Below are 24,320 nucleotides of genomic sequence, written 5' to 3'. Positions count from 1 at the left end.
GTGTCGTTCGGGCGGTCAGGATGCCAGCGGCAGGTCGCCGGTCGCGATGCGCTGCACCACGTCGATGAGCAGGCGCCGCTCGACGGGTTTGATGCGCTCGTGCAGAGTGGCCTCGGTGTCTCCGGGCAGTACCGGGATGCGCTCCTGGGCGAGGATGGGACCGCTGTCGACCCCGGCGTCGACCACGATCACGCTGGCGCCGGTCTGCGTCACCCCGGCGGCGAGCGCGTCACGCACGCCGTGGGCGCCGGGGAACTCGGGCAGATACGCGGGGTGCGTGTTGATGATGTTCGGGGCGTACCGGTCGACCACAGCGGCGGGCAGCAGCCGCATGAGTCCGCTGAGCACGATCAGGTCGGGCCGCCAGACATCGAGCTGCGCGGCGAGCTCGGCGCCCCAGTCCTCGCGGGTGGCGTACGCCGTGTAGGGCACCGTGAACGAGGGGATGCCGAACTCCTCGGCGTGCGCGAGACCGGCCGCATCCCGATCGGCTCCGACGGCGACCACACGCGCCGGGAAATCGGGGTGGCTGGCGGCCTCGAGCAGGGCCCGGAGATTCGAGCCGGTACCAGAGATGAGAACGGCGAGCGTCAGCACCCGGTCAGTCTACCGGGGCGGTGAGGGCGGCCATCTCTTCGTTCCAGCGGTCGGTGCGCTCCTCGGCGAGTTCGTCCGGATGGCGCGGCGTCAGCAGCAGGATGGCGCTGCCGATCAGCACCTCGACGCCGACCGCGAGGGCGAACGCGCCGACGTGGGGCCCGGCCTCGGCCATGCGCCCGGGGCCGATGGATCCGGACGCGAGTACCGCAGCAAGAGCGGCGGCTCCCGCCGACAGCAACGCGATCCCACCAGAGATCGCCGCGCGGGGTGCGAACGCGTCGCCCATGCCCTCCCACACCAGTCGCGAGCGCACCATCCAACCGGCGAGCGCACCGCACCCGATGGGGACGAGCACGATCACCAGCATCCAGATCGACGAGTTCTCGGGCACCAGACCGAGCACGGGGAACCCCGGGAGCGGTCCGAGCTCGGTGCCGACCGGCGACACGGAGGTGCCGGTGCCGATCGCGAATCCGGGGCCGGCGATCCACGCGGCCGCCCACACCAGCAGGGTGGGCACGTACGCCAGATGCACGATCGTGAGCATGGTCGCCCCGAGCGCATCGACGTGCGCGGCCTCGAACAGCGCGATGACCTCGCCACCGCGCAGCAGCGTCATCACGGCGAACCCGAGCCCCGCGGCGCCGGTCAAGGCGAGCAGGGCGATGCTCGCCCCGCGGATCGCCTCGCCGGGCACCGGAGACCAGTCATCCCATCCGTCGACGATGTCGTGCAACCAGTCGATGAAGCCGCCGTCGCCCTCGGTCCAGGCATGCACCAGCGCGCCGATCAGCAGTCCCGCGAGATACACGGATGCCGGGATGGCGATCGCCGCCCACAGCGGCGCGCGCAGCAGCGTGGCCTGCGCGGTCAGCGCGACGATCACGGTGATCAGCGTGAAGGTGACGGCGCCCGACGCGACGCCGTACGCCCAGGATCCCGCGACGGCCGCGCGACGACCCGAGCGCGCCGCGAAGAGCGCTCCGAAGGCAAGCAATGCGAGCGGCGGCACGGACAGCGCGAACTGGGCAGCGCCCTTCGGGATCGCCAGTGCAGACAGCACTTCATCCGGCAGAACCACCTCGAGCGGCACGCCATGGCCGAACTGCCACAGCGCACCCGTGAGTGGCCACAGTTCGCCCCATTGCGCGCTCGCGCCAAACGCGAGCACCCACAGCAGGGTGAGTGGCGCGAGCACGACCGCCAGCCCCACGGCCGCCGCGATGGCGGCGTCGAGAGCGGCGAGAAGCAGGACGGTGACGCGTTGCATGACTGTTCGAGCCTACGACGTGGATCGTGGGCATCCGCCCCGGCCACGCGCGCGGGCGCCGACACGATAGATTCACAGCGGAGGTTCTCGATGACAACTGCCCCTACCCGCCCCGACACCGAGCCCAAACCCACCGGCTCACTCGACCGCTACTTCGAGATCACCAAGCGAGGGTCCAGCTTCGGCGCTGAGATCCGCGGTGGTCTGGTCACCTTCGTGACGATGGCGTACATCGTCATCCTCAACCCGATCATCCTCGCCGGCAAACCCGATGTCGCCGGCAACATGCTCGACTTCAACGCCGTCGGCGCGGCCACCGCGCTGACCGCGGGTGTCATGACGATCCTGTTCGGGCTCATCAGCCGCCTGCCGTTCGGCTTCGCGGCAGGGCTCGGCATCAACGCGTTCGTGGCCTTCAGCGTCGTCGGCCAGGTCACCTGGCCCGAGGCGATGGCGCTGGTGATGATCAACGGCGCGCTGATCGTGCTGCTGGCGGCCACCGGTCTGCGCAAGGCCATCTTCGATGCCGTGCCGTTCGAGCTGAAGATCGCGATCACCGTCGGCATCGGCCTGTTCATCGCCTTCATCGGCTTCGTCAACTCGGGCTTCGTCACCGCGACCGGCACCAGCTCTCCCCCGGTGGGCCTGGGCGTGAACGGCTCGGTCGCCACCGTGCCGACCCTGCTGTTCGTGGTGACCCTGCTGATCACGGGCGTGCTGGTCGCCCTGCGCGTCAAGGGCGGCATGCTGATCGGTCTGGTCACCGGTACGGTGCTGGCCCTCATCGTCGAGGCGATCTGGAAGATCGGCCCGCGCACCTTCGACGCCGAGGGCAACATCGTCAACCCGGGCGGGTGGGGTCTGACGGTTCCCGCGCTGAACGGCTCGCCGATCAGCGTGCCCGACCTCAGCCTGATCGGTGCCGTCGACTTCACGTTCGACCTGGGCAAGGTCAGCTCGGTTGCCCTGGTGATGATCGTCTTCACGCTGCTGTTCACGAACTTCTTCGACGCCATGGGCACCATGACGGGCCTGGCGAAGGAAGCCGACATCGCCGACAAGAAGGGCGACTTCCCGCGCATCAAGTCGGCGCTGGTCGTCGAGGGTGTCGGTGCGATCGCCGGTGGTGCGACCTCGTCGTCGTCGAGCACGGTGTTCATCGAGTCGGGCGCCGGCATCGGTGAGGGCGCGCGCACCGGATTCGCGAACCTCGTCACGGGCGGCATGTTCCTGATCGCGATGTTTTTGACCCCGTTGACCTCGATCGTGCCGACCGAGATCGCCGCGGCCGCCCTGATCATCGTGGGTGCGATGATGATGGCGCAGATCCGTCACATCGACTTCGCCGACTTCCGCGTGCTGCTGCCGGTGTTCCTGACCGTCACGGTGATGCCGCTGACGTACTCGATCGCCAACGGCATCGGCGCGGGCTTCGTCAGCTGGGTGATCATCCACGCGTTCTCGGGCCGCGCCAAGCAGATCAGCCCGTTGCTGTGGGTGGTCGGCGCAGGCTTCCTGATCTTCTTCGCCCGCGGGCCGATCGAGATGCTCTTCGGCGCCAGTATCTGAGGCGCTTCACACGGAAGGGGTCGGATGCTGGCATCCGACCCCTTCCGTGTATCCGGCGTTGCTCGACGCGGTCGCCACCGCCCGAGCGGCGGAGGTCAGCCCTCCAGCAGGGTCTCGCCGATGTACCCACCCTCACGGCATCCGGGCGGGATCGCGAACACGGCGCTGCCGATCGGGGTCGTCCACAGGTTCAGCAGGTCTGCCTGCGCCAGACGCTCCTGCATCGGGGTGAACTGCCGGGCGACATCGGCCTGGAACGAGATGAAGACGAGTCCTGACTCCGACACGGACGTCCCGGTCGGCGGCACGTCGTAGTTGTACGCGCGTCGGAAGATGCGCTCACGCGGGTCGGATGAGCGCGCCCGACGGATGTGCGCCAGATCGTCGATCACGGGGAACCCGCGCGGGCCCTTGGCCTCGAAGTCCGGTTCGTCGTGCTCATCCGTACCAGTCAGGGGTGCGCCGTTTCCGAGCGTACGACCGATGGAGAACTCCCGGGCGATGCGGTCGGCCTCGTCCCATTTGTCCACGTCCATGCGGATGCGCCGCACGACCATCCCGGTGCCGCCCGCGAGCCAGCCGTCACGGCTCCAGACGATGTCGTCGAACGCCTCTGTACCGGGGCGAACGTTCTCGGTGCCGTCGACCTGCCCGAACAGGTTGCGCATGGTCGTTCCGGGCGCCACGGTGCCGTGGGCGCGACGGAAGCCGTGCTGCAGCCACCGCACGGTTGCGAAACTGCGGGTGTCCTTCAGGAGCATCCGCGTCGCGTGCGCCACGGTGAGCGGGTCGTCGGCGGCGATCTGCAGCAGCAGGTCGCCATGGCTGAACTCGTCGAGCAGCGCGTCGATCGAGAACGGCGGCAGCGGCGCCAACCAGGTCGGCGCCGAGGCTCCGGCCCGCGCGACGAACGCCGGGCCGAATCCGAACGTCACCGTCAGGTTCGCCGGGGATGCCGCCAGTTCCGGCTCGGAGTCCGCGAGGGCGGGGATGCCCGCGGTCAGCCGTGCGGCATCGTCCGACAGCAGGCGCATCATGCGGCGCAGCGCCTCGCGGTCCGCCTCGGGGAGCAGGTCCAGGGCAACCAGCGTGGCGTGCGCCTGCGCGTCGGTGCCGATCCCGGCCTGGTGCGTCCCGTGGAAGGGCACGATCCCATCACCGTTGAGCGGCGCCGGAGTGGCGGCCGCGCGCACGGCTATGCCGCGATCGATTCCGAGTGCCACGGCCGCGCCCGCGCCGGCGGCAGCCCCTCCGAGGAGGAGCTGCCGCCGGGTGGCGCCGCGCCGAGGCCCGTTGACCTCGTGCGCCGACATCAGTTCTCGCCGTGCCCTTCGTGGCCCGACTCGTCGTCCATCTCGTGATCAGCGTCGTGATCCATGTCGTGGTCCGAGTACTCCTCCTGCGCGCCGGAGTAGTCCTTCACCGGGGCGGTGAACGTCATGGTGGAGTCATCCGCGAACGTGAGGGTGAACGAGAGCTCCTCCCCCGCGACGACGGGTCCGGTCAGCCCCATCAGCATGAGGTGGTCCGCGCCGGGCTCGAGGGTGAGCGAGCCGTCGGCGGGAATCGTGAAGCCGTCCTCGACCTCGCGCATGGTCGACTTGCCGGCGTCGTCCACGACGATCTCGTGCAGCTCGGTCGATCCGGCGACCTCGGTGGTCGCCGAGACGACTACGACATCCTCATCCGAAGCGTTGGTGAGTGTGCCGAACGCTGCGGTCATCCCCTCGGGGGCCGCCTTGACCCAGCCGTCGGTCATCGTGACGCTCTCGCCCGCTGCTGACGAGGCCTCGGCCACGGGTGAGCAGCCGGTCAGGACGAGCAGCGCTGCGGCGACGATCGAGACGCGGCGGGTGGCGCGCAGGCGGGTGTTGGTGTTCATGTCAGTGGTGCCTTTCGAGACTCTTCTGCGGGCGCGCGGGCGCGCGACCGCGCACGCCGGCTCAGCCGTGCGTGCAGGTCGCCCGTGATCGACGGGCGTCGCCCCGCACCACTCGGAGGGTGGGAGCGCTCAGAGAATCGAGAACACCGGAGGACCGCGACGTCGCAGCTGATGCACCACGCGCAGCGCGATGTGCGAACGGACATCGCCCTCCGGCGCGGGCCGCGCGGCGCGCGGACGCGCCTCGACCGGCAGCACCAGGGCGCGCGCGAGCACGGCGACGACCCAGCCGACGACGGTGCGTGCGGCGTGCAGCAGTTGCTGGATCGCCTGCTCGCCACGGTAGAGCAGCAGCGTCGTCGCGCCAGCCGCCAGCGCGTGCCCCAGCCACATCCCCGCATCCGGCGCCACGAGGGCGAGGTCTCCCACCGCCGCGGGCAGTTCGAGCGGTGCGCCGTGCTGGTGCCCCAGCGCCATGCCGGACGGCGTGATCGCCCCGAGCACGAAGAGCGTGTGGAACAGGAACTGGCTGACCGTCACCGACAGCGACAGGCGCAGCAGCGAGAGTCGACGCCCGGCCAGCACGACGCTGACCATCATCGACAGCAGCAGGGGAACGAGTACGCCCAACCAACCGGGCATCTCACCGTCCGCCGCGACGTGCGAGAGCAAGGCGGTGAAGGTGGCCACCGCCGCCGCCGCCGAACCCCGCAGCAGGTGCGGGAGTCTCGACGGGCGCATGTCTCCATTCTGCCAGGCCGGGCGCAGCGTCCGTGCACGTGCCGCGCACCCTCGCCGGAAATGACGACGGCCCGGAAAATGACGAAGGCCCCGAGGTGGAGCTCGGGGCCTTCGTGGATCAGTCTACTCGCTTCAGCGTGCTTACAGCGCCTCGACGATCGCGCGCATCAGTTCAGCGGTCTCGGACGGCGTCTTGCCGACCTTGACACCGGCGGCCTCCAGGGCCTCCTTCTTCGCCTGAGCGGTGCCCGCCGAGCCCGAGACGATGGCGCCGGCGTGGCCCATGGTCTTGCCCTCGGGAGCCGTGAAGCCCGCCACGTAGCCGACGACCGGCTTGGTGACGTTCGCCTTGATGTACTCGGCCGCACGCTCTTCAGCGTCGCCACCGATCTCACCGATCATGACGATCGCCTTGGTGTCGGGGTCGGCCTCGAACGCGGCGAGCGCGTCGATGTGCGTGGTGCCGATGACCGGGTCGCCGCCGATGCCGATGGCGGTCGAGAAGCCGATGTCCTTCAGCTCGAACATCATCTGGTACGTCAGCGTGCCCGACTTCGACACCAGGCCGATGGGACCGCTGCCGGTGATGTTCGCCGGGGTGATGCCGGCGAGCGCCTCACCGGGGGTGATGATGCCGGGGCAGTTCGGGCCGATGATGCGGGTCTTGTTGCCCTTGGACTTGGCGTACGCCCAGGCCTCGGCGCTGTCGCCGACCGGGATGCCCTCGGTGATCACCACGAGCAGCGGGATCTCGGCGTCGATGGCCTCGATCATCGCGTCCTTGGCGAACTTCGGCGGCACGAAGGCGACCGAGACGTCGGCACCGGTCTTCTGCATGGCCTCGGCGACCGAGCCGAACACGGGCAGCTCGATCTCGCCCTCGTGCGGCTTCTCGTGCGTGACGGTGGTACCGGCCTTGCGGGCGTTGACACCGCCGACGATGTTGGTGCCGGCCTTGAGCATCAGGGCCGTGTGCTTGGTGCCCTCACCGCCAGTGATTCCCTGGACGATGACCTTGGAGTCCTTGTTGAGGTAGATCGACATATCTTCTGTCCTTCGCAGTCTCAGTCGGGCTCAGGCGTTCGCCAGCTCGGCGGCCTTGTCGGCACCCTCATCCATGCCTGCGGCAAGGGTGACCAGCGGGTGGTTGGCCTCGGCGAGGATCGCACGACCCTCTTCGACCTGGTTGCCGTCGAGACGCACGACGAGCGGCTTGGTCGCCGCGTCACCGAGGATCTCGAGCGCCTTGACGATGCCCTCTGCGACAGCGACGCACGAGGTGATGCCACCGAAGACGTTGACGAACACGCTCTTGACCTGCTCGTCGCCCAGGATGACGTCGAGGCCGCTGGCCATGACCTGCGCGTTGGCGCCGCCACCGATGTCGAGGAAGTTGGCGGGCTTGACGCCGCCGTGGTTCTCGCCGGCGTACGCGACGACGTCGAGCGTCGACATGACCAGTCCCGCGCCGTTGCCGATGATGCCCACCTGGCCGTCGAGCTTGACGTAGTTCAGGCCGGCGGCCTTGGCCTTGGCCTCGAGCGGGTCGGCGGCGTCCTTGTCTTCGAGCGCCTCGTGTGCGGGGTGGCGCACCTCGGAGCCGTTGTCGTCGAGGGTGACCTTGCCGTCGAGGGCGATGATGTCACCGGACTCGGTGCGCACCAGCGGGTTGACCTCGACGAGGGTGGCGTCCTCGCCCTTGTAGACGTCGTAGAGCTTCACGAACACATCGGCGACCTTCGAGACGAGGTCGTCGGGGAAGTTCGCTGCCTTGGCGATCTCGATCGCCTTGGTCTTGTTGATGCCGACCAGCGGGTCGACCTCGATGCGCGCGAGCGCCTCGGGCTTCTCGACGGCGAGCTGCTCGATCTCCATGCCGCCCTCGACGCTGCACAGCGACAGGTACGAGCGGTTGGCGCGGTCGAGCAGCACCGAGAAGTAGTACTCGTCGGCGATCGCGGCGCCCTGGGCGACCATGACGCGCTTGACGATGTGGCCCTTGATGTCGAGGCCGAGGATGGCCTTGGCCGCCTCGTACGCCTCGTCAGGAGTCTTCGCGACCTTGACGCCGCCGGCTTTGCCGCGACCACCGGTCTTGACCTGCGCCTTCACGACGACAACACCGCCGATCTTCTCGGCCGCCGCCTTCACCTCCTCCGGCGTATCCGCGACGATGCCGGCAAGAACCGGCACTCCGTACGATTCGAAAAGGTCTCGTGCCTGGTACTCGTAGAGATCCACTCTGCAGTCCTTCGCTGGTTGCGGCGGGTGGGACGCGACAAATGTGTCGGGTGTCGATATCATTCGACCCGATCCTCAAGCCTACTACCGCCCCGCGACAACGCGAGCACGCCGGGTCTAGGCTTCCGATATGCAGCATCCGACCCCGCTCCACTCCGGCGTCGTCGCCGCCGCCCTCGAGCTGTTCGCCACGCAGGGCTTCGAGGCGACCTCCGTCGAGCAGATCGCCAAGGCCGCCGGAGTCTCGCGCTCGACCTTCTTCCGTCAGTTCGGCGGCAAAGAGGATGTGATCTTCACCGATCACGAGCAGATGCTGAATGACCTGCGCGAGTTCCTGGACCGCCCGCACGAAGACCCGTGGGCCGCCGTATGCGAGGCCTCCGAGCAGGTGTTCACCGCGTTCGTGCAGAACCCCGTGCTGGCGCGGCGCCGCTACGAGGTCGTCCGTGAGGTGCCGGTGCTGCGTGAGCGCGAGATCATCACCGTGTTCCGCTACGAGCGACTGTTCGACGAGTACCTGCGCAGCGCCCTGCCGGGTCTGGCGCCGATCGATGCGGTCGGTTTCTCGGCGCTGGTCACCGCGGTGCACAATCACGTACTTCGGCAGCTGCTGCGTGGGGCGGACGTGCCCGTGACGGTGCTGCGCACCGCCCTGGACGACGTCCGCCGCCGCTACGGCGTGCTTCCGGGCGCCGCCGAGGCAGCATCCGATGATGTCGTGGTGGCCGTCTTCCCGCGATCGATGCCGATCGCCGAGATCTCACGCCGGGTTCAGGCCGAACTGTCGTGAGCGCTGCTCACTCGTCGCAACCGCAGCGGCCGGCCGCGGTCTTGACCATGAAGCACGTATCGCACACGCCGTAGTCGCGCTCGATCGGCTTGGGCTTGACCGCGCGGGGCTCGGCCTTCGGTTTTGCCGCCGAGCTCGCGCGCGACGAGCCGGAGCGCGAACCGGAGCGGCCTGCGGACGGTGCCCCGGGGAGCACGCTGGGGTGGTTGACGTAGAAGTACGGCGCGCGTCCTTCGCTGGGAAGCAGCGGCAGCGCGCGTCCGGCGACGAGCACCTGCTCGTCTTCGGTGAACCCGTTGGTGTAGGTGCGGCCGATGTGCAGTGCGGCGCCGTCGCGACGCAGCGCCTCGATGTAGCGACCGCGGTCGATGTAGGAGGTGACACCGACGGCGTCGGTGACGGCGACGATGAATTCGTGGTTCTCGTCGGGGATCCGGTGCGCGCGCAGCGCATCGGCGAGGGATCGGTACGGGCGGGAGGTTCCTGCGGGGGTCGGCCCCTGGACTTCGTTCATCGCTTCAATTCTCTCACCCCGTAAGCCGCGCCGACAGCCGTTCCCGCGCCCCTTGCCGACCGCCGTGCGACACTGAGGGCATGGCACGGGCGACAGTCATCGGCAGCGGACCGAACGGGCTGGTCGCGGCGGTGTCGCTGGCCCGCGCCGGCTACGAGGTCGAGGTGCTCGAGGCCTCGGCGACGGTCGGTGGCGGTGTCCGCACCGAGTCCGCGCCCCTGCCGGGATACGTGTGGGATGTCTGCTCGGCGGTGCATCCGGCGACGGTCGCGTCGCCGTTCTTCCGCGCTTTCGATCTGGCCTCCCGCCTGGAGTGGATCACTCCCGAGATCTCATACGCGCATCCGTTGGACGACGGTCGCGCCGCGATTGCGTGGCGCGATCTGGAGCGCACGGCGGATGCCCTCGGCCCCGACGGCCGACACTGGCGGGCCCTGCTGCGCCCCCTGGTGGGACGCATCGAGGGGGTCGTCGACTTCACCGGCGACACCCTGCTGCGCCTGCCCCGAGACCCGGTCGCGGCGGCGCGCTTCGGCATTCGGATGCTGGAACAGGGCACCCCGTTGGCGCGGACGTCCCTGCGCACCGAGGCCGGTGCCGCGCTGCTGTCCGGCGTGATCGCGCATGCGAATGTGCCCTTGCCCTCGCTCAGCGGAGCGGCGGCGGGACTGCTACTGGCCGCTCATGGTCACGCAGCCGGCTGGCCGTACCCGCGCGGTGGGGCGCAGCGCATCGCGGATGCCCTGGTCGCAGACCTCGAAGCGCACGGCGGCCGGGTGCGCACGGGTCGGTACGTCGACGACGTGGCGGCGCTCGACTGGGGTGACCCCGCGCAGGGGGATCTGCTGCTGTTGAACTCATCACCGCGACTGGCGCTGACGCATCCGCGGATCCCCGCCGGCTACGCCCGGGCGCTGCGCGCTTACCGCTACGGCCCGGCCGCCGCCAAGGTCGACTTCGCGCTCGACGGCCCCGTGCCGTGGGCGAATGCGCAGGTGGCGCACGCTCCGACCGTGCATGTCGGCGGCACGCGCGAGGAGGTCTGGGAGAGCGAGAACGCCGTGGCCCGCGGCACGGTCGCCGATCGGCCGTACGTGCTGGCGGTGCAACCGTCGGTGCTCGATGACAGCCGGGCACCGGCGGGGCACTCGGTGCTGTGGACGTACATACACGTACCGGCTGGTTCGCGACTCGACCCGACCGAGCTGATCACGCGCCAGATCGAGCGCTTCGCCCCCGGCTTCCGCGACCGGATCCTGACCAGTCGCGCCGTCGCCGCATCCGATCGCGCGCTGCTGAACCCGAGCGAGATCGGCGGTGACATCTTCGGAGGTGCGTTCACGATCCGTCAGGCGTTCCGCCGCCCCGCGCTCTCCCCCTCCCCCTGGCGCACGCCGATGCGCGGGGTGTACCTGGCGTCGGCGTCCACCCCGCCCGGCCCCGGCGTCAGCGGGATGGCCGGTTGGCACGCGGCCCGCACCGCGCTGCGCGACGCCGGCACACCCGTCGCACTCGACACGCTGTTCCCCTGATCAGTGGGCGTCCCGAACTGCCGGTGGCACGTCGGGGTTGCGGGCGCCGGCCGCGTGCGGGGTAATGGATGCCATGTACGAGATCCCGGCACCGATGCTGGCCAAGGCCGCGGCATCCGTTCCCGATCCCACGCAGCGTCCGCTGCTCTACGAACCGAAGTGGGACGGCTTCCGCGGCTTGATCGCGTGGGACGGTACGGAGCTTCGGATCGGATCCCGCGGCGCGAAGCCGCTGACGCGGTACTTTCCCGAGCTGGTCGAGCATCTGCCCGCACTGTTGCCCGGCCCCTGCCTGCTCGACGGTGAGATCGTCGTCGCCACCGGCGAGGCGGGCGCGCAGCGACTCGACTGGATCGCGCTGAGCCAGCGCATCCATCCGGCCGCCTCGCGCGTCGCGCGACTCGCGGCCGAGACGCCGGCGTCGTTCATCGCCTTCGATCTGCTCGCCGAGGGTGCCGACGATCTGCAGCCGCTGCCGTTCCGTGAGCGCCGGGCACGGCTGGAGCGGATGCTGGCACGCACCACCCCTCCCCTGCACCTGACCCGCACCACCGACGATCCCGATCTCGCCCGGCGGTGGCTGGCCGAGTTCGAGGGCGCCGGATTGGACGGCGTCGTCGCGAAGCCCCTGGATGATGCGTATGCCCCCGGCAAACGGACGCTGATCAAGATCAAGCACGCCCGCACCGCCGACGTTGTCACACTCGGGTACCGGGTGCACAAGAGCGGGTCGGGCATCGGATCGCTGCTGGTCGGCCTGTACGACGCCGACGGTGCGCTGCGTCAGGTGGGCGGCGTGGCGGCGTGGTCGGATGCCATGCGCCGTCAGCTCGTGACCGAGCTGGAGCCCCTCGTCGAACGCGACGACTCGGGCGCGGCCGTGACCGACGCGGGCGAACGGTCGCGATTCAGCGGCGCGAAGGACGTGTCGTTCGTACGGCTGCGGCCGGAGCGCGTTCTGGAGGTGCGCTACGACCAGCTCGAGGGCGATCGGTTCCGGCACACGGTGCAGTTCGCACGGTGGCGTCCCGATCGCGACGCGCGCTCGTGCACGTACGAGCAACTCGAGACGGTGACCGGGTACGACCTCGCAAGGGTGTTGACCTGAGTCACCTCACTCGGCGCTGTCAGCCCAGTGCGCGGCGACCTTGCGGCTCGGTTGCACGCGCGGCGGCTCGCCGGGCATCTTGGGGAACTCGGGAGGGAAGGGCAGTTCGCCCAGCCCGTTCGCGAGATCGCGCTCCCACCATTCCAGCAGCGTGTCGATGCGCCCCGGCGCCCGATGCATGTCGGCCCACGGGTCGCCCACCTCGGCGAGCCGATGCGGGATGCTGCGCACGGTGTGCCGTGTCGGATCGACGTCATCGAGTTCGTCCCAGTGCAGCGGCGTCGACACCGGTGCGCCCGGAATCGCCCGCGGACTGTATGCGCCGGCCATCGTGCGGTCGCGATTGGCCTGGTTGAAGTCCACGAAGACGCGCTGACCGCGCTCCTCCTTCCACCAGTTCATCGTCACCCGGTCGGGCATCCGCCGCTCCAGCTCACGCCCGGCGGCGATCACGGCATGTCTGACGACGAGGAACTCCCATGCGGGCTCGATGGGGCAGAACACGTGCAGTCCCCGGTTGCCGCTGGTCTTGATGAACGCTTCCAGCCCCGCCTCGGCGAGCACCGCGCGCAGCTCGTGCGCCGCGGCCACGGTCTCGGTGATCCCCGTGCCCGGCTGCGGGTCCAGGTCGATGCGCAGCTCAACCGGGTTGTCGGTGTCGTCGGCCAGCGACGCCCACGGATGGAACACGATCGTGTTCATCTGCACGGCCCACACGATCGCGCTGGCGCGGTTCAACACGATCTGCGGATGCCGCCGACCGCTGTTGTAGGTGACGGTGACGGCGTCGACGTAGTCGGGTGTGCCCTTGGGTGGGTTCTTCGAGAAGAACCCTTCGGTCCTGCCACCGGATGCCGTTGTCACCCCCTCACGGAACCGCTCCAGCGACACCGGCCGGTGTCCGTTGGATGCCAGGAACGGCACCGAAACCTGCTGCACGTAGTCGGCGTACTCGGCCTTGGTGATTCCGTCGGCGCCGTCGACCGGCCAGATGACCTTGTTCGGGCTCGACAGCGACACGTCGCGCTCGCCGTCGGTGTCGTGCACAGTCACGGTCACGCGTTCGGAGGCCATGCCCCCGACATTAGGCGCTGAGTGCGCGCCGCGACAGACCTTCGCGTCTGCGTGATCAGTCGTCGACGTTGATAGCGAGCACCAGCAGTGCGCTCAGTGCGTCGCGGCCGATCGCGAGCGACGGGCCGCCGAGGTCGACGATCACGCCCGCGATCTCGCTGTGATCGCTCAGCACCTTCGCCAGCTGCTCCGGCTGGAACGGCATCGGCCGGTCGTTGCGACCGAGCGCGACGACCTCGAGCGGGTGCGAGAACACCTGCAGGTACCGGTTGTCGTCGGTGGTGTGCACCTCGGCGATGCCCACCGGCTTGCCGTTGGAACCGTCGTTCACGGCGACCCAGCTGCGGGTCTTGGCCAGTGCCTCGGCGACACGCACCGGGGTGCCCTCGTCACGGGGAGCGGCGAGCAGGCTCTTGACCGCCATGTTCTCATCGCCCTGTTCGAGTGCCTTCTGCAGCAGCTCGGTCGGGAAGACGGCGCGGTGCGGCGCCGAGGAGTTGTCGATGATCACACCGGCGAACCCGCCAGAGACGACCTGCTGGTAGACGGCCGTGACCGGCTGTGCGATAGCCGATGTCGACGCGGCGTCTTCGGCCCCCTCGACCGAGTCGCGCAGTGCCTTGCCCGAGCTGTAGGCGAGCATGAACGAGCGCTCGCCGTCGCGGATGACGCCGACCGCGAGCGGCTGACCGTTCTTGAGCTGCTCGCGGGCATCGCCGTTGACCCGCAGGTACAGGTGGCTCTGCAGCGACTGTCGCATCACGCCGATGAGCTGCTCGTTCGTGGCGCCCTCGCCAAGCTCGGCCAGCGCCTCACGCAGCAGCACGTTGTCGTTGAGCCCATCGACAGTGTGCGTCTGCTCGGGCGGCACAGCCGCGGCCAGCGGCAGGCGCGGCACGGTCTGCTGTTCGGTGGGCATCGCATCGCCGGGAGAGGTCGGGCGCGCGGCTGCAACGGGCGCCGCGGGTCGCGGCGGCGTCGCGGATGCCGTGGCCTCGTCGGCGGGCAAGGCGACCTCCGGGCCAGCGTCGGCCCCGACGCCACGGAACGCCTGCACCGAGATGCCGACCGCGGGAACGGCTTCGGTCGCGGGGGCGTCGTCGACCGCAGACTCGGCATTCTTGGCGTCCTGCTCGCCCGCGGCAGCCGTCTCGGCATCCATCGGAGCTGCGGCGCTCGGCTGCGCGCTCACCTCGCCGGTGGTGTCTTCCGCTGCTGCGGCGTCTTCACCGACGGCGGGCTGATCGACGGACTTCTTGCGGCGAGAGAAGAGGGCCATATCAGCCAGCCTATCCGCCTTGCCGCGCGGTGAGCGCCGGACGACGAGCACCGCATCCCGGGCTACAGCTTCGTGATCGGCGCGATCTTGATGAGCAGCTTCTTCTGCCCGGCCGCATCGAAGCGCACGTGAGCGATGCGCTTGGCGCCCTCACCCGTGACAGCCTCGACGCGCCCCTCACCGAAGTCGTCGTGGCGGATCCGGTCGCCGGCGGCCAGTTCGAGATCGCCGTTGTCGCGCACCTTGCCGGTGACTTTGTTCGGAAAGCGATCCATCGCCATCGAAAGCGGCTTGAGTCCGGCGCCCTTCGGCAGCGCCGTCGGCGCGAAGCGGTCACCGGAGCGACCGCCGCTCGCGCCGAATCCTCCGCCGGAACGGCGCGCATTGACGGCCCGCGAGGACGAGCCGCCGCGCGAGTTGATGTCTCCGGGCGACTGCCGCCAGTCGACGAGGTCGGCCGGGATCTCCTGCAGGAACCGGCTCGGCATCGCGACCGACACCTCGCCGAACTGAGCGCGCGTCATCGCCAACGACAGGTGCAGGCGCTTGCGCGCCCGCGTGATGCCGACGTAGAACAGCCGCCGCTCCTCCTGAGGACCACCGGGCTCCCCCGCCGAGATGCGGTGCGGAATGAGGTCCTCTTCGACACCGGTGACGAACACCGCGTCGTACTCGAGTCCCTTGGCGGTGTGCATCGTCATCAGTGAGACCGAGCCCGACTCGTCGTCGAGGTCATCGGCATCCGAGACCAGCGCCACCTCGGTGAGGAAGTCGGCGATCGTGCCGTCGGGGTTGTTGCGTGCGAAGTCGCGCGCAACGGCGACGAACTCGTCGAGGTTCTCCAGACGCGCCTCGTCCTGCGGGTCGCGGCTCGCACGCAGCGCCTCGAAGTAGCCGCTCTTGTCGAGCAGCACCGTCAGCGCCTCGGCGACCGCGGTCGACGGCGGCACCTCGCCCGAGGCAGGCAGCAGAATCTCGGTCGCCTCGTCGAGCACGGCATCGAGGCGGGTGATCGCCGCCTGGATCTTCGGCCCGACGCCGAGTGACGCCGGCGAGCGCAGCGCATCGCGGAAGCTGATGCCCTGCTGCTCGGCGAACATCGCGATGGACGCTTCGGTGACCCCGCCGATGCCGCGACGCGGCCGGTTGAGGATGCGACGCACGGCCATCTCGTCGGCCGGATTCGCCACCGCGATCAGGTAGGCCAGCGCATCCTTGATCTCGGCGCGCTCGTAGAACTTGGTGCCGCCCATGATCTTGTATGGCACAGCGGCGCGGATGAAGATCTCTTCCAGCGCGCGAGACTGCGAGTTGGTGCGGTAGAACACCGCCATCTCGGAGTACGGCATGCCGGTGCGACGCAGCGCCTCGACCTCATCGGCGACGAACTGCGCCTCGTCGTGCTGCGAGTACCCGGTGAAGCCGACGATCTTGTCGCCCGCGCCGCGGTCACTCCACAGGTTCTTCGCCTTGCGGTCGAAGTTGTTGCCGATCACCGCGTTGGCCGCCGACAGGATCGTCTGGGTCGACCGGTAGTTCTGCTCGAGCAGCACGACCTTCGCCCCCGGGAAGTCGCGCTCGAACTCGGTGATGTTGCGGATGTCGGCTCCGCGGAACGCGTAGATCGACTGGTCTGAGTCACCCACGACGGTCAGCGACGCACCGGCCTGGGCTTCGGCCGTCTCGGGCTCGAAGATCATCATGCCGTTCGAGGCATACGGATCGGGTGCCTCAGCGGCGACCGGACGGGTGAGCTCATGGATGAGCGCGTACTGGGCGTGGTTGGTGTCCTGATACTCGTCGACCAGAATGTGCCGGAACCGGCGCCGGTACGTGTCGGCCACCTTCGGGAACGCCCGGAACAGGAACACCGTCTGCGCGATCAGGTCGTCGAAGTCGAAGGCGTTGGCCTTCTGCAGCGCCCGCTGGTAGTCGCTGAAGATGTCGGCGAACTTGCGCTCTGCGGGGTCGCTCAGGTTCGCCTGACGGGCATGCCCCTCGGCATCGGTGAGCTCGTTCTTCAGTTTCGAGATGCGCGACTGCACCGCTCCGGGGGTCAGCCCGTACGCGTCGGCCTCGTGCTCTTTCACCAGGCGCTTGAGCAGGGCGCGCGAGTCGCCCGAGTCGTAGATCGTGAACGACTTCGTGAACCCGAATTGCTCGGCCTCACGGCGCAGGATCCGCACGCAGGCCGAGTGGAAGGTCGAGATCCACATGCCGCGCGCGGCCTCGCCCACCAGTCCTTCGACGCGTTCACGCATCTCACCGGCGGCCTTGTTCGTGAATGTGATGGCCAGGATCTGACTGGGCCATGCCTCACGCTGGCGCAGCAGCAGGGCGATCCTGCGCGTGAGCACACTCGTCTTGCCGGATCCGGCACCGGCCACGATGAGGAGCGCGCTGCCGCGATGAGTGACGGCTTCGAGCTGCTGCGGGTTGAGCCCGGCGAGCAGCGGGTCGCCGTTCGGGGTCGAATCGGGCGTTCCGGAAACGATGAGGGGTGCGTCGGTCATGTCATTACGAGTCTAGAGCGGGCCTCCGACGCCGGGTACGCTCGAGCCACGTGAACGCTGGGAGGCCATGATGATCGCGGAGCTCACCGAGCAGGAGTGCCTCGAACTCCTCACGACGACCACGGTCGGTCGCGTCGGATTCGTCGCCGACGATCGCGTGCTCATCCTGCCCGTCAACTACGTGCTCGACGGACGCGACGTCCTCATCCGCACGGCACCCGAGGGCATCCTGAGCCCCCTCCCCGACACCCCCATCGCCTTCGAGGTGGATCGCCACGACGACCTTGCGGGCAGCGGCTGGAGCGTACTGCTGAGCACTCGGGCATCCGAGATCGACGCCGCGGAGGTCGCGACCGCTCCCGGCGCCGCACACAAGCACCCGTGGGCAGGCGGCGACCGCTCGCGCGCGCTGCGGCTGACGCCCGAGACGATCTCGGGCCGCCACGTGCGCCGCGACCGCGCCTGAGGCGCGGCCGCAGCCGACCGCTCAGGCGATCCGGGTACCCGGCGGCAAGCGCCGCGCGGGCGTTCTCGTGCGCGCCCAGGCGCCCGCGAACAGACCGCCGGCGATCAACGCCTGCAGCCCGAGTCCCACGAACCAGCTCGGTACGGTCCCCTCGATCTGCTCCTGCGACGTCGGGCTCTCGATCCATCCGTTCTCGCAGGCGTCCCAGCGCTCGATCTCGGGCGGCAGCTGGGCCAGTCGGACGCCGACCTTCACCTGTCCGAAGAGGTCGTTCGGATACCCGTGAGAGAAGGTCGTCGGGGTCGCATCGGCGAGCACGACGAACGGGTTGGCCGCGAGGAATCCCCACACCAGGTCGAAACGGGGCTGGTTGTAATTGACCTCCACCCACTCATCGCACACCGGCTCACCGGTCGTCTCATCCCACGGCCGCTCGTAGCCACGCGCCTCGGACTGGATCGCCGTGCCGCCGAGCCCGAAGGCGATCAGCGTTCCGACGACGAGCGCGGCCACGGCGAGGTAGGTGGTCGCTATCGAGAAGAGCGGTCGTGCGATCAGACCGCTCAGTCCCACGCCGATCGCGGCGACGACGATGATCTCGGCCAGAAGCACCAGCAACGACACGATCAGCATCCCCGCCGTCACCCCACCACCGAGCATGCTGATGAGCAGGAACGGCACGGCGATCAGCAGGAAGATCGAGCCGGTCGCGACAGCGGCGAGCAGCTTGCCCAGCATGATGTCACCGGTCGTCGCTGCGGTGACCTGCACGGGTGCGAGGGTGGCGGCCTCACGGTCGCCGTTGATCGCGTTGCCGCTCAACGTCGGTGAGACGAGCACCACAAGCAGCAACACGAAGTTGACCACGATCGAGTAGACGCCCGCGTTCGGTTCGCTCTGGAACGAGAACACCATGAACGACAGCAGCGTGATGCCGATCAGCAGCAGTACGAAGACGCCCAGCAGCACGTACCAGCCCACGCTGCGCAGGCGCTGCGTGAGTTCGAGTCGGGCGAGGGTGGTGATGCGTGCGAAGCTCATGCGCCCGCTCCTTCCTGGGGTGCGTCCGGGGTCTGCGGCGGCGTCGGATGCTGACCATCCGGCTGCCGCAGCGCCAGGAAGGACTCCTCCAGGGCGCTCTGCGCCGGTGCGAACTCCAGCACCGGCAGTCCCGCCGTGATCATGCGGCGCAGCCCCTCGACGGCAGCGGTGTCATCGGTGAACGACACCAGCGCGTCACCCCGGTCGGCCCCGACGCTCTCCGCCGGCAGGCCCAGCGCCTCTGCGACGCCGGCACGGGCATCCGCACCCGCCACCCGCACCCGATACGCGCGCGCCGAGGGCGCGCCCGCGGCATCGACCATCGCCCCGGCGACCATGAAGACGACGTCGTCGACGACTTCCTCCAACTCGGAGAGCACGTGGCTAGAGATCAGCACGGTCTTGCCCTGCGCGGCGAGATCGCGCAGCATCACGCGCAGGTGCACGCGCGCCTCGGGATCAAGCCCGGAGGCCGGCTCATCGAGCAGCAACACCTGCGGTTCGTGCACCAGCGCGCGGGCGAGCCCCAGCTTCTGCTTCTGTCCGCGCGAGAGCACCCGCGCCGGTGATGCCGCGAGCTCGGCGAGACCGACCACATGCAGCAGTTCATCCGCACGGGCGGCCGCGTCGGCGGGCGACATGTCATGCAGGCGCGCGGTGGTCACGATGCTCTCGCGGGCGGTCAGCGACGGCCAGGCTCCCAGCGCATCGGGCATCCATCCCAGCATCCGCCGTGCCGCCGCCGGGTCCGCAACCGGATCGACATCGCCGATGCGGATGCTGCCGGCATCCGGCGCCAGCAGCGATGCCAGCATCAGCAGCAGCGTCGTCTTTCCCGCCCCGTTCGGGCCGACCAGCCCTGTGACCCGCCCCGGTTCCGCCCGGAACGTGGCATCCGACACTGCGTGCACCGACCCGAATGAGCGGCGCACCCCCTCCGCACTGATTCCACACATGCCCCGAAGCCTAGGACAGGTGATGCGAGAATCAGGGCATGCGCACCATCCTCAACATCATCTGGGTCATCTTCGCCGGGTGGTCCATGTTCCTCGGCTACGTGCTCGCGGGCATCCTGCTGTGCATTCCGATCATCACGATCCCGTGGGCGATCGCGTCGTTCCGCCTCGCGAACTACGCGTTCTGGCCCTTCGGGCGCGACGTCGTCGACCGCTCCACCTCGGGCGTCGGCTCACTGCTCGGCAACATCATCTGGGTCGTGCTGGCCGGATGGTGGCTCGCCATCGGGCACATCGTGACCGGTGTGGCGATGTGCCTGACGATCATCGGCATCCCCATGGGCATCGCCGCGTTCAAGATGGTGCCGATCTCACTCATGCCGCTCGGCAAAGAGATCGTGCGCGCAACGCGCTGACGACGGTCGCGAACCCTCAGCCGCGGAAGAACGCCACGCCCAGGTCGGGGTGGTCGACGAACACGCCATCGACGCCGGTGCGGGCGATCACGCCCCACTCCGACTCGTAGTCGCCGAAGGTGGCCTTGCCACCACCGGCGCGGTACGGCGCCGACAGGAACGCATTCTCGGGGCGGCACGTCCACGTGAACACGCGCAGGCCGCGTGCGTGCGCATCGGCCACCAGCGTGGAGTCGGATGCAAGTAGCATCCGCTTGTTCACACTGATGCCATCCACCGTGCCCACAAGCGCGTCGAGCCCGACCGGCGTGACCTCGTCGGCGTACTTGGGAGCGGCACGACCGTGCGCGGCGACGAGGTCGAAGGGCTTGCCCTTCGCCTCGATGAGATAGATGAAGGATGCCGCGATGCCGGTCTTTCTGAGGCGGTGCAGCAGCGTCGACTCGAAGGCCTCGACGATCAGCGGCAGAGCGCCGTCGGCCCAGCCGGTCGCGCGCAGATCACGCTCGATGAGCGGCACCAGGTCGAGTCCGATGCCCGCGAAGTAGGTGGCGTGCTTCACCTCGAGCACGACCCCGATCTCGCGACCGTGCTCGGCCGACGCCCGGCGCACCATCTCGAGCAGGTCGGTCAGCCGCAGGATGGGCTGGGCATCATCGAAGCTCGCGCTCGACCGACGGATCTTCGGCAGCCGCTCGCGCGTGCGCAGCGTGGCAAGCTCGGCCCAGGTGAAGTCCTCGGTGAACCAGCCGGTCAGCGACTCCCCGTCGATCTTCTTGGTCGTTCGGCGCTCGGCGAACTCCGGCCGGTCAGCGACGTCGGTGGTGCCCGAGATCTCGTTCTCATGCCTCAGCACGAGCACGCCATCCTTGCTGGCGACGACGTCGGGTTCGACAGCATCCACTCCCATCGCGAACGCGAGTTCGTACGACGAGCGGCTGTGTTCGGGGCGGTATCCGGGTGCACCGCGGTGCCCGATGACAAGTGGCGATCTCCTGGGCACGTTCTCAGCGTAAACGAGCGTGCTCATAGCCTCGTCCCGGTATCGTGGGGGTAAGCGTTGACCGATCCCTCGGGAGTAGAGGCCACCAATGAGCAACTTCGCATTCAACAACCCGGCGTTCCAGGAGCCGCGCAGCGGCAACGGCGCGTCGACGCAGTACGCGCCCCCGCCGCCGCCGTCGGCTCAGCACGCCGCTGCGGATGCCGCCGCGAACGCGCAGCTGGAGGGCATGTTCGCCGCTCCGCCCGCCGGCGCCATCGAGACCGACCGGATGACCGTCGAGGACACCATCTGGAAGACCGTCGGCCTGTTCGGAATCCTGCTGGTCACCGCTGTCGCGGGCTGGATGTGGACGATGTCGACGCTGTACGTCGACCCGAACACCGGGCAGCTCGGCGCTGACCTCACGCCGTGGATCGTCGGTGCCCTCGGCGGCTTCGTGCTCGCCCTGGTCGTCACATTCACCTCGCGCAAGAAGGTGCGTCCGGCATTGATCTGGGCGTACGCCGCCTTCGAGGGTCTGTTCATCGGTGCGATCTCGGCCTGGTTCGAGACCATCTTCCCCGGCATCGTCATGCAGGCAACCCTCGCTACCCTCGCCGTCGTGGGTGTGACCCTCGCCCTGTTCGCCAGCGGCAAGATCCGCGCGTCGGCGAAGATGACCAAGATCTTCCTGATCGCCATGTTCGGCTACCTGGCGTTCTCGGTGCTGAACCTCATCCTGATGTGGGTCGGCGTTCCGATGGCCGGTGGCGCCTTCGGCATGCGCAGCATCGAGGTCGCGGGCATCCCGCTCGGCCTGATCATCGGCGTGCTCGTGGTCTTCATGGCCGCGTACTCGCTGGTGCTCGACTTCGACCAGATCCAGCAGGGTGTGCGCAACGGCGCCCCACGCAAGTACGGCTGGCTCGGCGGCTTCGGCATCATGGTCACCGTCGTCTGGCTGTACATCGAGATCCTGCGGATGATCGCGATCCTGCGCGGCAGCGACTGACGCACGCTCTTCTCGAAAGGGCCGCTCTCCTCCGGAGGGCGGCCCTTTTCGTGTGCCCGGGGCATTGTTGTCGTCACCACGCATCCCGCCGAAAAACCACTTCCGGCATGAGAAACCACCTCACACGTGGTTCCTCAGACGGGAAGTGGTTTCTCAGCGGATGACGGGTGCCGGAGACGAAGAAGGGGCCGCTCTCGCGACCCCTTCTCTCACTCCCACTCGATGGTTGCCGGTGGCTTCGACGTGACGTCGAGCACGACCCGGTTGACCTCGCGCACCTCGTTGGTGATGCGGTTCGAGATCTTCGCGAGCACGTCGTAGGGCAGGCGGGTCCAGTCGGCGGTCATCGCGTCTTCCGACGAGACCGGACGCAGCACGATCGGATGCCCGTAGGTGCGTCCATCGCCCTGCACGCCCACCGAACGGACGTCGGCGAGCAGCACGACCGGGCACTGCCAGATCGTCTGGTCGAGGCCGGCCTTGGTGAGCTCCTCGCGCGCGATGGCGTCGGCCTCGCGCAGCACCTCGAGGCGCTCGCGAGTCACCTCGCCGATGATGCGGATGCCGAGGCCGGGCCCCGGGAAGGGCTGACGCCCGACGATCGCCTCAGGAATGCCGAGTTCACGACCGATCGCACGAACCTCGTCCTTGAACAGCGCGCGCAGCGGCTCGACGAGCTCGAAGTCGAGGTCGTCCGGCAGGCCGCCGACGTTGTGGTGCGACTTGATGTTCGCGGTGCCCGATCCGCCGCCGGACTCGACGACGTCGGGGTACAGCGTGCCCTGCACGAGGAACTTCACGGGCGCGCCACCCGTGGCCTTGGCCTCTTCGACCAGATCGCGCTGCACCTGCTCGAACGCACGGATGAACTCACGGCCGATGATCTTGCGCTTGGTCTCGGGGTCGGTGACCCCGGCCAGGTGCCCCAGGAACGTGTCGACGGCATCGACGGTGATCAGACGCACACCGGTCGACTCGACGTAGTCCTTCTCGACCTGCTCGCGCTCGCCCTTGCGCAGCAGACCGTGGTCGACGAAGACCGCGGTCAGCTGGTCGCCGATGGCACGGTGCACCAGTGCGGTCGAAACGGCCGAGTCGACACCGCCCGAGAGCGCCGAGATGACGCGGGCGTCGCCGACCTGCTCGCGGATGCGCTCGATCTGCTCGGCGATGACGTTGTCGCTGTTCCAGTCGGCGGGCAGGCCCGCCCCCTTGTGCAGGAAGTTCTCGATGATGGCCTGGCCGTGATCGGAGTGCTTCACCTCGGGGTGCCACTGCACACCGTAGAAACGACGGTTCTCGTCAGCGAACGCCGCGACCTTGGTGGCATCGGTCGAGGCGAGCACCTCGAAGCCCTCGGGCGCGCGGGCGACCTGGTCGCCGTGGCTCATCCACACGTTCTGCTCGGCGGGCTGGTCGCCCAGCAACGTGCTGCCCTCTGCCGTGATGTGGGCGTCGGTCGCGCCGTACTCGCGCAGGCCGGTGTGTGCCACCTCGCCGCCGAGCGTCTGCGCCATGTACTGGAACCCGTAGCAAATGCCCAACGTCGGCACGCCGAGATCGAACACGGCCGGGTCGAGCTTGGGGGCGCCGTCCTCGTACACCGACGAGGGACCGCCCGACAGGATCAGCGCCACCGGGTTCTTGGCGGCGATCTCTTCAGCCGTCGCCGTGTGCGGCACGATCTCGCTGTAGACGCCGGCCTCGCGGACGCGGCGGGCGATCAGCTGGGCGTACTGTGCGCCGAAATCGACGACGAGCGCGGGGCGCTGCTGGGTCTCGGTCTGCTCGGTCACCGGGCACCTTCCGTTTGAGAGTTCTGAGGTTCTGCTCCAGCCGCGGCGTCGGCGGCCTCCCGCTCGGCGAGGTACGTCTTCACATCGCGCGCGACCCGCGCCTCCATGATGAACGACAGGAACGGGATGACGCCACCGAGGGCGAGCCAGATGAATCGCAGGAACTTCCAGCGCATCAGGCTCCACATGCGGAAGCAGGCGAAGAGGTACACGACGTAGAACCAGCCGTGCACGATGAGGACGCCGAGCGACAGGTTGATCCCATCACCGGTCGATTCCAGGCCCTCGGGACCTTCGATGACATCGGCGAACCAGAGGAATCCGCCGGACCCTCCGAGGAAGAGTTCGAGACGGATCGGCGTGTACTTCAGCACCATCTCGGCGACGAGCAGCAGCAGCATGACGCCGGTGATGATCGATGCGATCTGATAGAACTTCAGCGCTCCGCGGATCGCCGGGAAGCTGGCGACTCTGGGCTCGGGCATGCCCTCCATTCTAGCCGCCGTGCGCGCGGGCGATTGGCGCGTTGTGCGGG

Annotated in this window: 23 protein-coding genes; 7 read left to right on the top strand and 16 right to left on the bottom strand. The window is 68.8% G+C overall.

What is annotated here, in order from left to right; translation table 11 throughout:
• Window positions 1-15: 15 nt before the first annotated feature.
• Both purN and JF543_RS05610 read right to left on the bottom strand, forming a co-directional pair.
• Window positions 16-597, bottom strand: a complete 582-nt coding sequence (gene purN / locus JF543_RS05615; RefSeq protein ID WP_206823073.1) for a phosphoribosylglycinamide formyltransferase — start codon at window positions 595-597, stop codon at window positions 16-18.
• A 4-nt stretch (window positions 598-601) separates the two neighbouring features.
• Window positions 602-1,870, bottom strand: a complete 1,269-nt coding sequence (locus JF543_RS05610; protein WP_206823071.1) for a cell division protein PerM — start codon at window positions 1,868-1,870, stop codon at window positions 602-604.
• 90 nt (window positions 1,871-1,960) lie between these two features.
• Between JF543_RS05610 and JF543_RS05605 the strand changes: the two genes are divergently transcribed.
• Window positions 1,961-3,439 carry an NCS2 family permease gene (locus JF543_RS05605; protein ID WP_206823068.1) on the top strand — a complete coding sequence of 493 codons (1,479 nt, stop codon included), beginning with the start codon at window positions 1,961-1,963 and terminating at the stop codon, window positions 3,437-3,439.
• A 95-nt stretch (window positions 3,440-3,534) separates the two neighbouring features.
• Here JF543_RS05605 and JF543_RS05600 read toward each other — a convergent pair whose 3' ends face one another.
• The 5 genes from JF543_RS05600 to sucC all read right to left on the bottom strand — a co-directional run bounded on the left by JF543_RS05600 (window position 3,535) and on the right by sucC (window position 8,303).
• Entirely contained in the window at window positions 3,535-4,752 is a 1,218-nt protein-coding gene (locus tag JF543_RS05600; RefSeq protein WP_206823067.1) for a Dyp-type peroxidase, read from the bottom strand.
• Window positions 4,752-5,321 carry a copper chaperone PCu(A)C gene (locus JF543_RS05595; protein ID WP_206823066.1) on the bottom strand — a complete coding sequence of 190 codons (570 nt, stop codon included), beginning with the start codon at window positions 5,319-5,321 and terminating at the stop codon, window positions 4,752-4,754. The genes JF543_RS05600 and JF543_RS05595 overlap by 1 nt, the downstream gene beginning before the upstream one ends.
• Window positions 5,322-5,450: 129 nt before the next feature.
• Window positions 5,451-6,062 (bottom strand): hypothetical protein, encoded by a 612-nt coding sequence (locus JF543_RS05590; RefSeq protein WP_206823064.1) that lies wholly within the window; start codon window positions 6,060-6,062, stop codon window positions 5,451-5,453.
• Between the two features lie 141 nt (window positions 6,063-6,203).
• Window positions 6,204-7,106: a succinate--CoA ligase subunit alpha gene (sucD, locus tag JF543_RS05585; protein WP_179411552.1), complete on the bottom strand. Its 903-nt coding sequence runs from the start codon at window positions 7,104-7,106 to the stop codon at window positions 6,204-6,206.
• Between the two features lie 30 nt (window positions 7,107-7,136).
• Window positions 7,137-8,303: an ADP-forming succinate--CoA ligase subunit beta gene (gene sucC, locus JF543_RS05580; protein WP_206823063.1), complete on the bottom strand. Its 1,167-nt coding sequence runs from the start codon at window positions 8,301-8,303 to the stop codon at window positions 7,137-7,139.
• A 130-nt stretch (window positions 8,304-8,433) separates the two neighbouring features.
• On the opposite strand from sucC, the gene JF543_RS05575 reads away from it, so the two are divergent.
• The gene (locus JF543_RS05575; protein ID WP_179411554.1) at window positions 8,434-9,093 is read left to right on the top strand and encodes a TetR/AcrR family transcriptional regulator; all 660 of its coding nucleotides are present in this window, start codon (window positions 8,434-8,436) and stop codon (window positions 9,091-9,093) included.
• A 7-nt stretch (window positions 9,094-9,100) separates the two neighbouring features.
• Here JF543_RS05575 and JF543_RS05570 read toward each other — a convergent pair whose 3' ends face one another.
• The gene (locus JF543_RS05570; protein ID WP_179411555.1) at window positions 9,101-9,607 is read right to left on the bottom strand and encodes a hypothetical protein; all 507 of its coding nucleotides are present in this window, start codon (window positions 9,605-9,607) and stop codon (window positions 9,101-9,103) included.
• Between the two features lie 80 nt (window positions 9,608-9,687).
• Between JF543_RS05570 and JF543_RS05565 the strand changes: the two genes are divergently transcribed.
• Both JF543_RS05565 and JF543_RS05560 read left to right on the top strand, forming a co-directional pair.
• Window positions 9,688-11,139 (top strand): phytoene desaturase family protein, encoded by a 1,452-nt coding sequence (locus JF543_RS05565; protein WP_206823062.1) that lies wholly within the window; start codon window positions 9,688-9,690, stop codon window positions 11,137-11,139.
• Between the two features lie 73 nt (window positions 11,140-11,212).
• Window positions 11,213-12,247 carry an ATP-dependent DNA ligase gene (locus tag JF543_RS05560; RefSeq protein ID WP_206823061.1) on the top strand — a complete coding sequence of 345 codons (1,035 nt, stop codon included), beginning with the start codon at window positions 11,213-11,215 and terminating at the stop codon, window positions 12,245-12,247.
• 6 nt (window positions 12,248-12,253) lie between these two features.
• Here the strand turns inward: JF543_RS05560 and JF543_RS05555 are convergent, their stop codons facing one another.
• The 3 genes from JF543_RS05555 to JF543_RS05545 all read right to left on the bottom strand — a co-directional run bounded on the left by JF543_RS05555 (window position 12,254) and on the right by JF543_RS05545 (window position 17,113).
• On the bottom strand, window positions 12,254-13,321 hold the full coding sequence (locus tag JF543_RS05555; RefSeq protein WP_206823058.1) for a DNA polymerase domain-containing protein: 1,068 nt from the start codon (window positions 13,319-13,321) through the stop codon (window positions 12,254-12,256).
• Between the two features lie 55 nt (window positions 13,322-13,376).
• Complete coding sequence (locus JF543_RS05550) at window positions 13,377-14,600, bottom strand: hypothetical protein (RefSeq protein WP_206823055.1); 1,224 nt, start codon at window positions 14,598-14,600, stop codon at window positions 13,377-13,379.
• A 62-nt stretch (window positions 14,601-14,662) separates the two neighbouring features.
• Window positions 14,663-17,113 (bottom strand): ATP-dependent helicase, encoded by a 2,451-nt coding sequence (locus JF543_RS05545; protein WP_206823053.1) that lies wholly within the window; start codon window positions 17,111-17,113, stop codon window positions 14,663-14,665.
• A gap of 67 nt (window positions 17,114-17,180) precedes the next feature.
• On the opposite strand from JF543_RS05545, the gene JF543_RS05540 reads away from it, so the two are divergent.
• A complete protein-coding gene (locus JF543_RS05540) occupies window positions 17,181-17,579 on the top strand; it encodes a pyridoxamine 5'-phosphate oxidase family protein (RefSeq protein ID WP_242519404.1) in 399 nt (132 codons plus the stop codon).
• 21 nt (window positions 17,580-17,600) lie between these two features.
• Here the strand turns inward: JF543_RS05540 and JF543_RS05535 are convergent, their stop codons facing one another.
• Complete coding sequence (locus JF543_RS05535; protein ID WP_179411560.1) at window positions 17,601-18,620, bottom strand: ABC transporter permease; 1,020 nt, start codon at window positions 18,618-18,620, stop codon at window positions 17,601-17,603.
• Complete coding sequence (locus tag JF543_RS05530) at window positions 18,617-19,576, bottom strand: ABC transporter ATP-binding protein (protein WP_206823052.1); 960 nt, start codon at window positions 19,574-19,576, stop codon at window positions 18,617-18,619. The genes JF543_RS05535 and JF543_RS05530 overlap by 4 nt, the downstream gene beginning before the upstream one ends.
• 38 nt (window positions 19,577-19,614) lie before the next feature.
• Here JF543_RS05530 and JF543_RS05525 point away from each other — a divergent pair, with 38 nt between their 5' ends.
• On the top strand, window positions 19,615-19,992 hold the full coding sequence (locus tag JF543_RS05525; RefSeq protein WP_179411562.1) for a YccF domain-containing protein: 378 nt from the start codon (window positions 19,615-19,617) through the stop codon (window positions 19,990-19,992).
• A 16-nt stretch (window positions 19,993-20,008) separates the two neighbouring features.
• Here JF543_RS05525 and JF543_RS05520 read toward each other — a convergent pair whose 3' ends face one another.
• A complete protein-coding gene (locus tag JF543_RS05520) occupies window positions 20,009-20,995 on the bottom strand; it encodes a glycerophosphodiester phosphodiesterase family protein (protein WP_347401105.1) in 987 nt (328 codons plus the stop codon).
• 88 nt (window positions 20,996-21,083) lie between these two features.
• Between JF543_RS05520 and JF543_RS05515 the strand changes: the two genes are divergently transcribed.
• On the top strand, window positions 21,084-21,989 hold the full coding sequence (locus JF543_RS05515) for a Bax inhibitor-1/YccA family protein (protein WP_206823050.1): 906 nt from the start codon (window positions 21,084-21,086) through the stop codon (window positions 21,987-21,989).
• A gap of 209 nt (window positions 21,990-22,198) precedes the next feature.
• Here JF543_RS05515 and guaA read toward each other — a convergent pair whose 3' ends face one another.
• Window positions 22,199-23,785 (bottom strand): glutamine-hydrolyzing GMP synthase, encoded by a 1,587-nt coding sequence (gene guaA, locus JF543_RS05510; RefSeq protein ID WP_179411565.1) that lies wholly within the window; start codon window positions 23,783-23,785, stop codon window positions 22,199-22,201.
• Complete coding sequence (locus JF543_RS05505; protein ID WP_179411566.1) at window positions 23,782-24,270, bottom strand: DUF3817 domain-containing protein; 489 nt, start codon at window positions 24,268-24,270, stop codon at window positions 23,782-23,784. The genes guaA and JF543_RS05505 overlap by 4 nt, the downstream gene beginning before the upstream one ends.
• Between the last annotated feature and the right edge of the window lie 50 nt (window positions 24,271-24,320).

This window comes from Microbacterium esteraromaticum (genome assembly GCF_017303215.1).
GTDB lineage: Bacteria > Actinomycetota > Actinomycetes > Actinomycetales > Microbacteriaceae > Microbacterium > Microbacterium esteraromaticum_C.
Note: the sequence above shows the minus strand (reverse complement) of the source record. Positions and strands in the feature narration are given on the sequence as shown.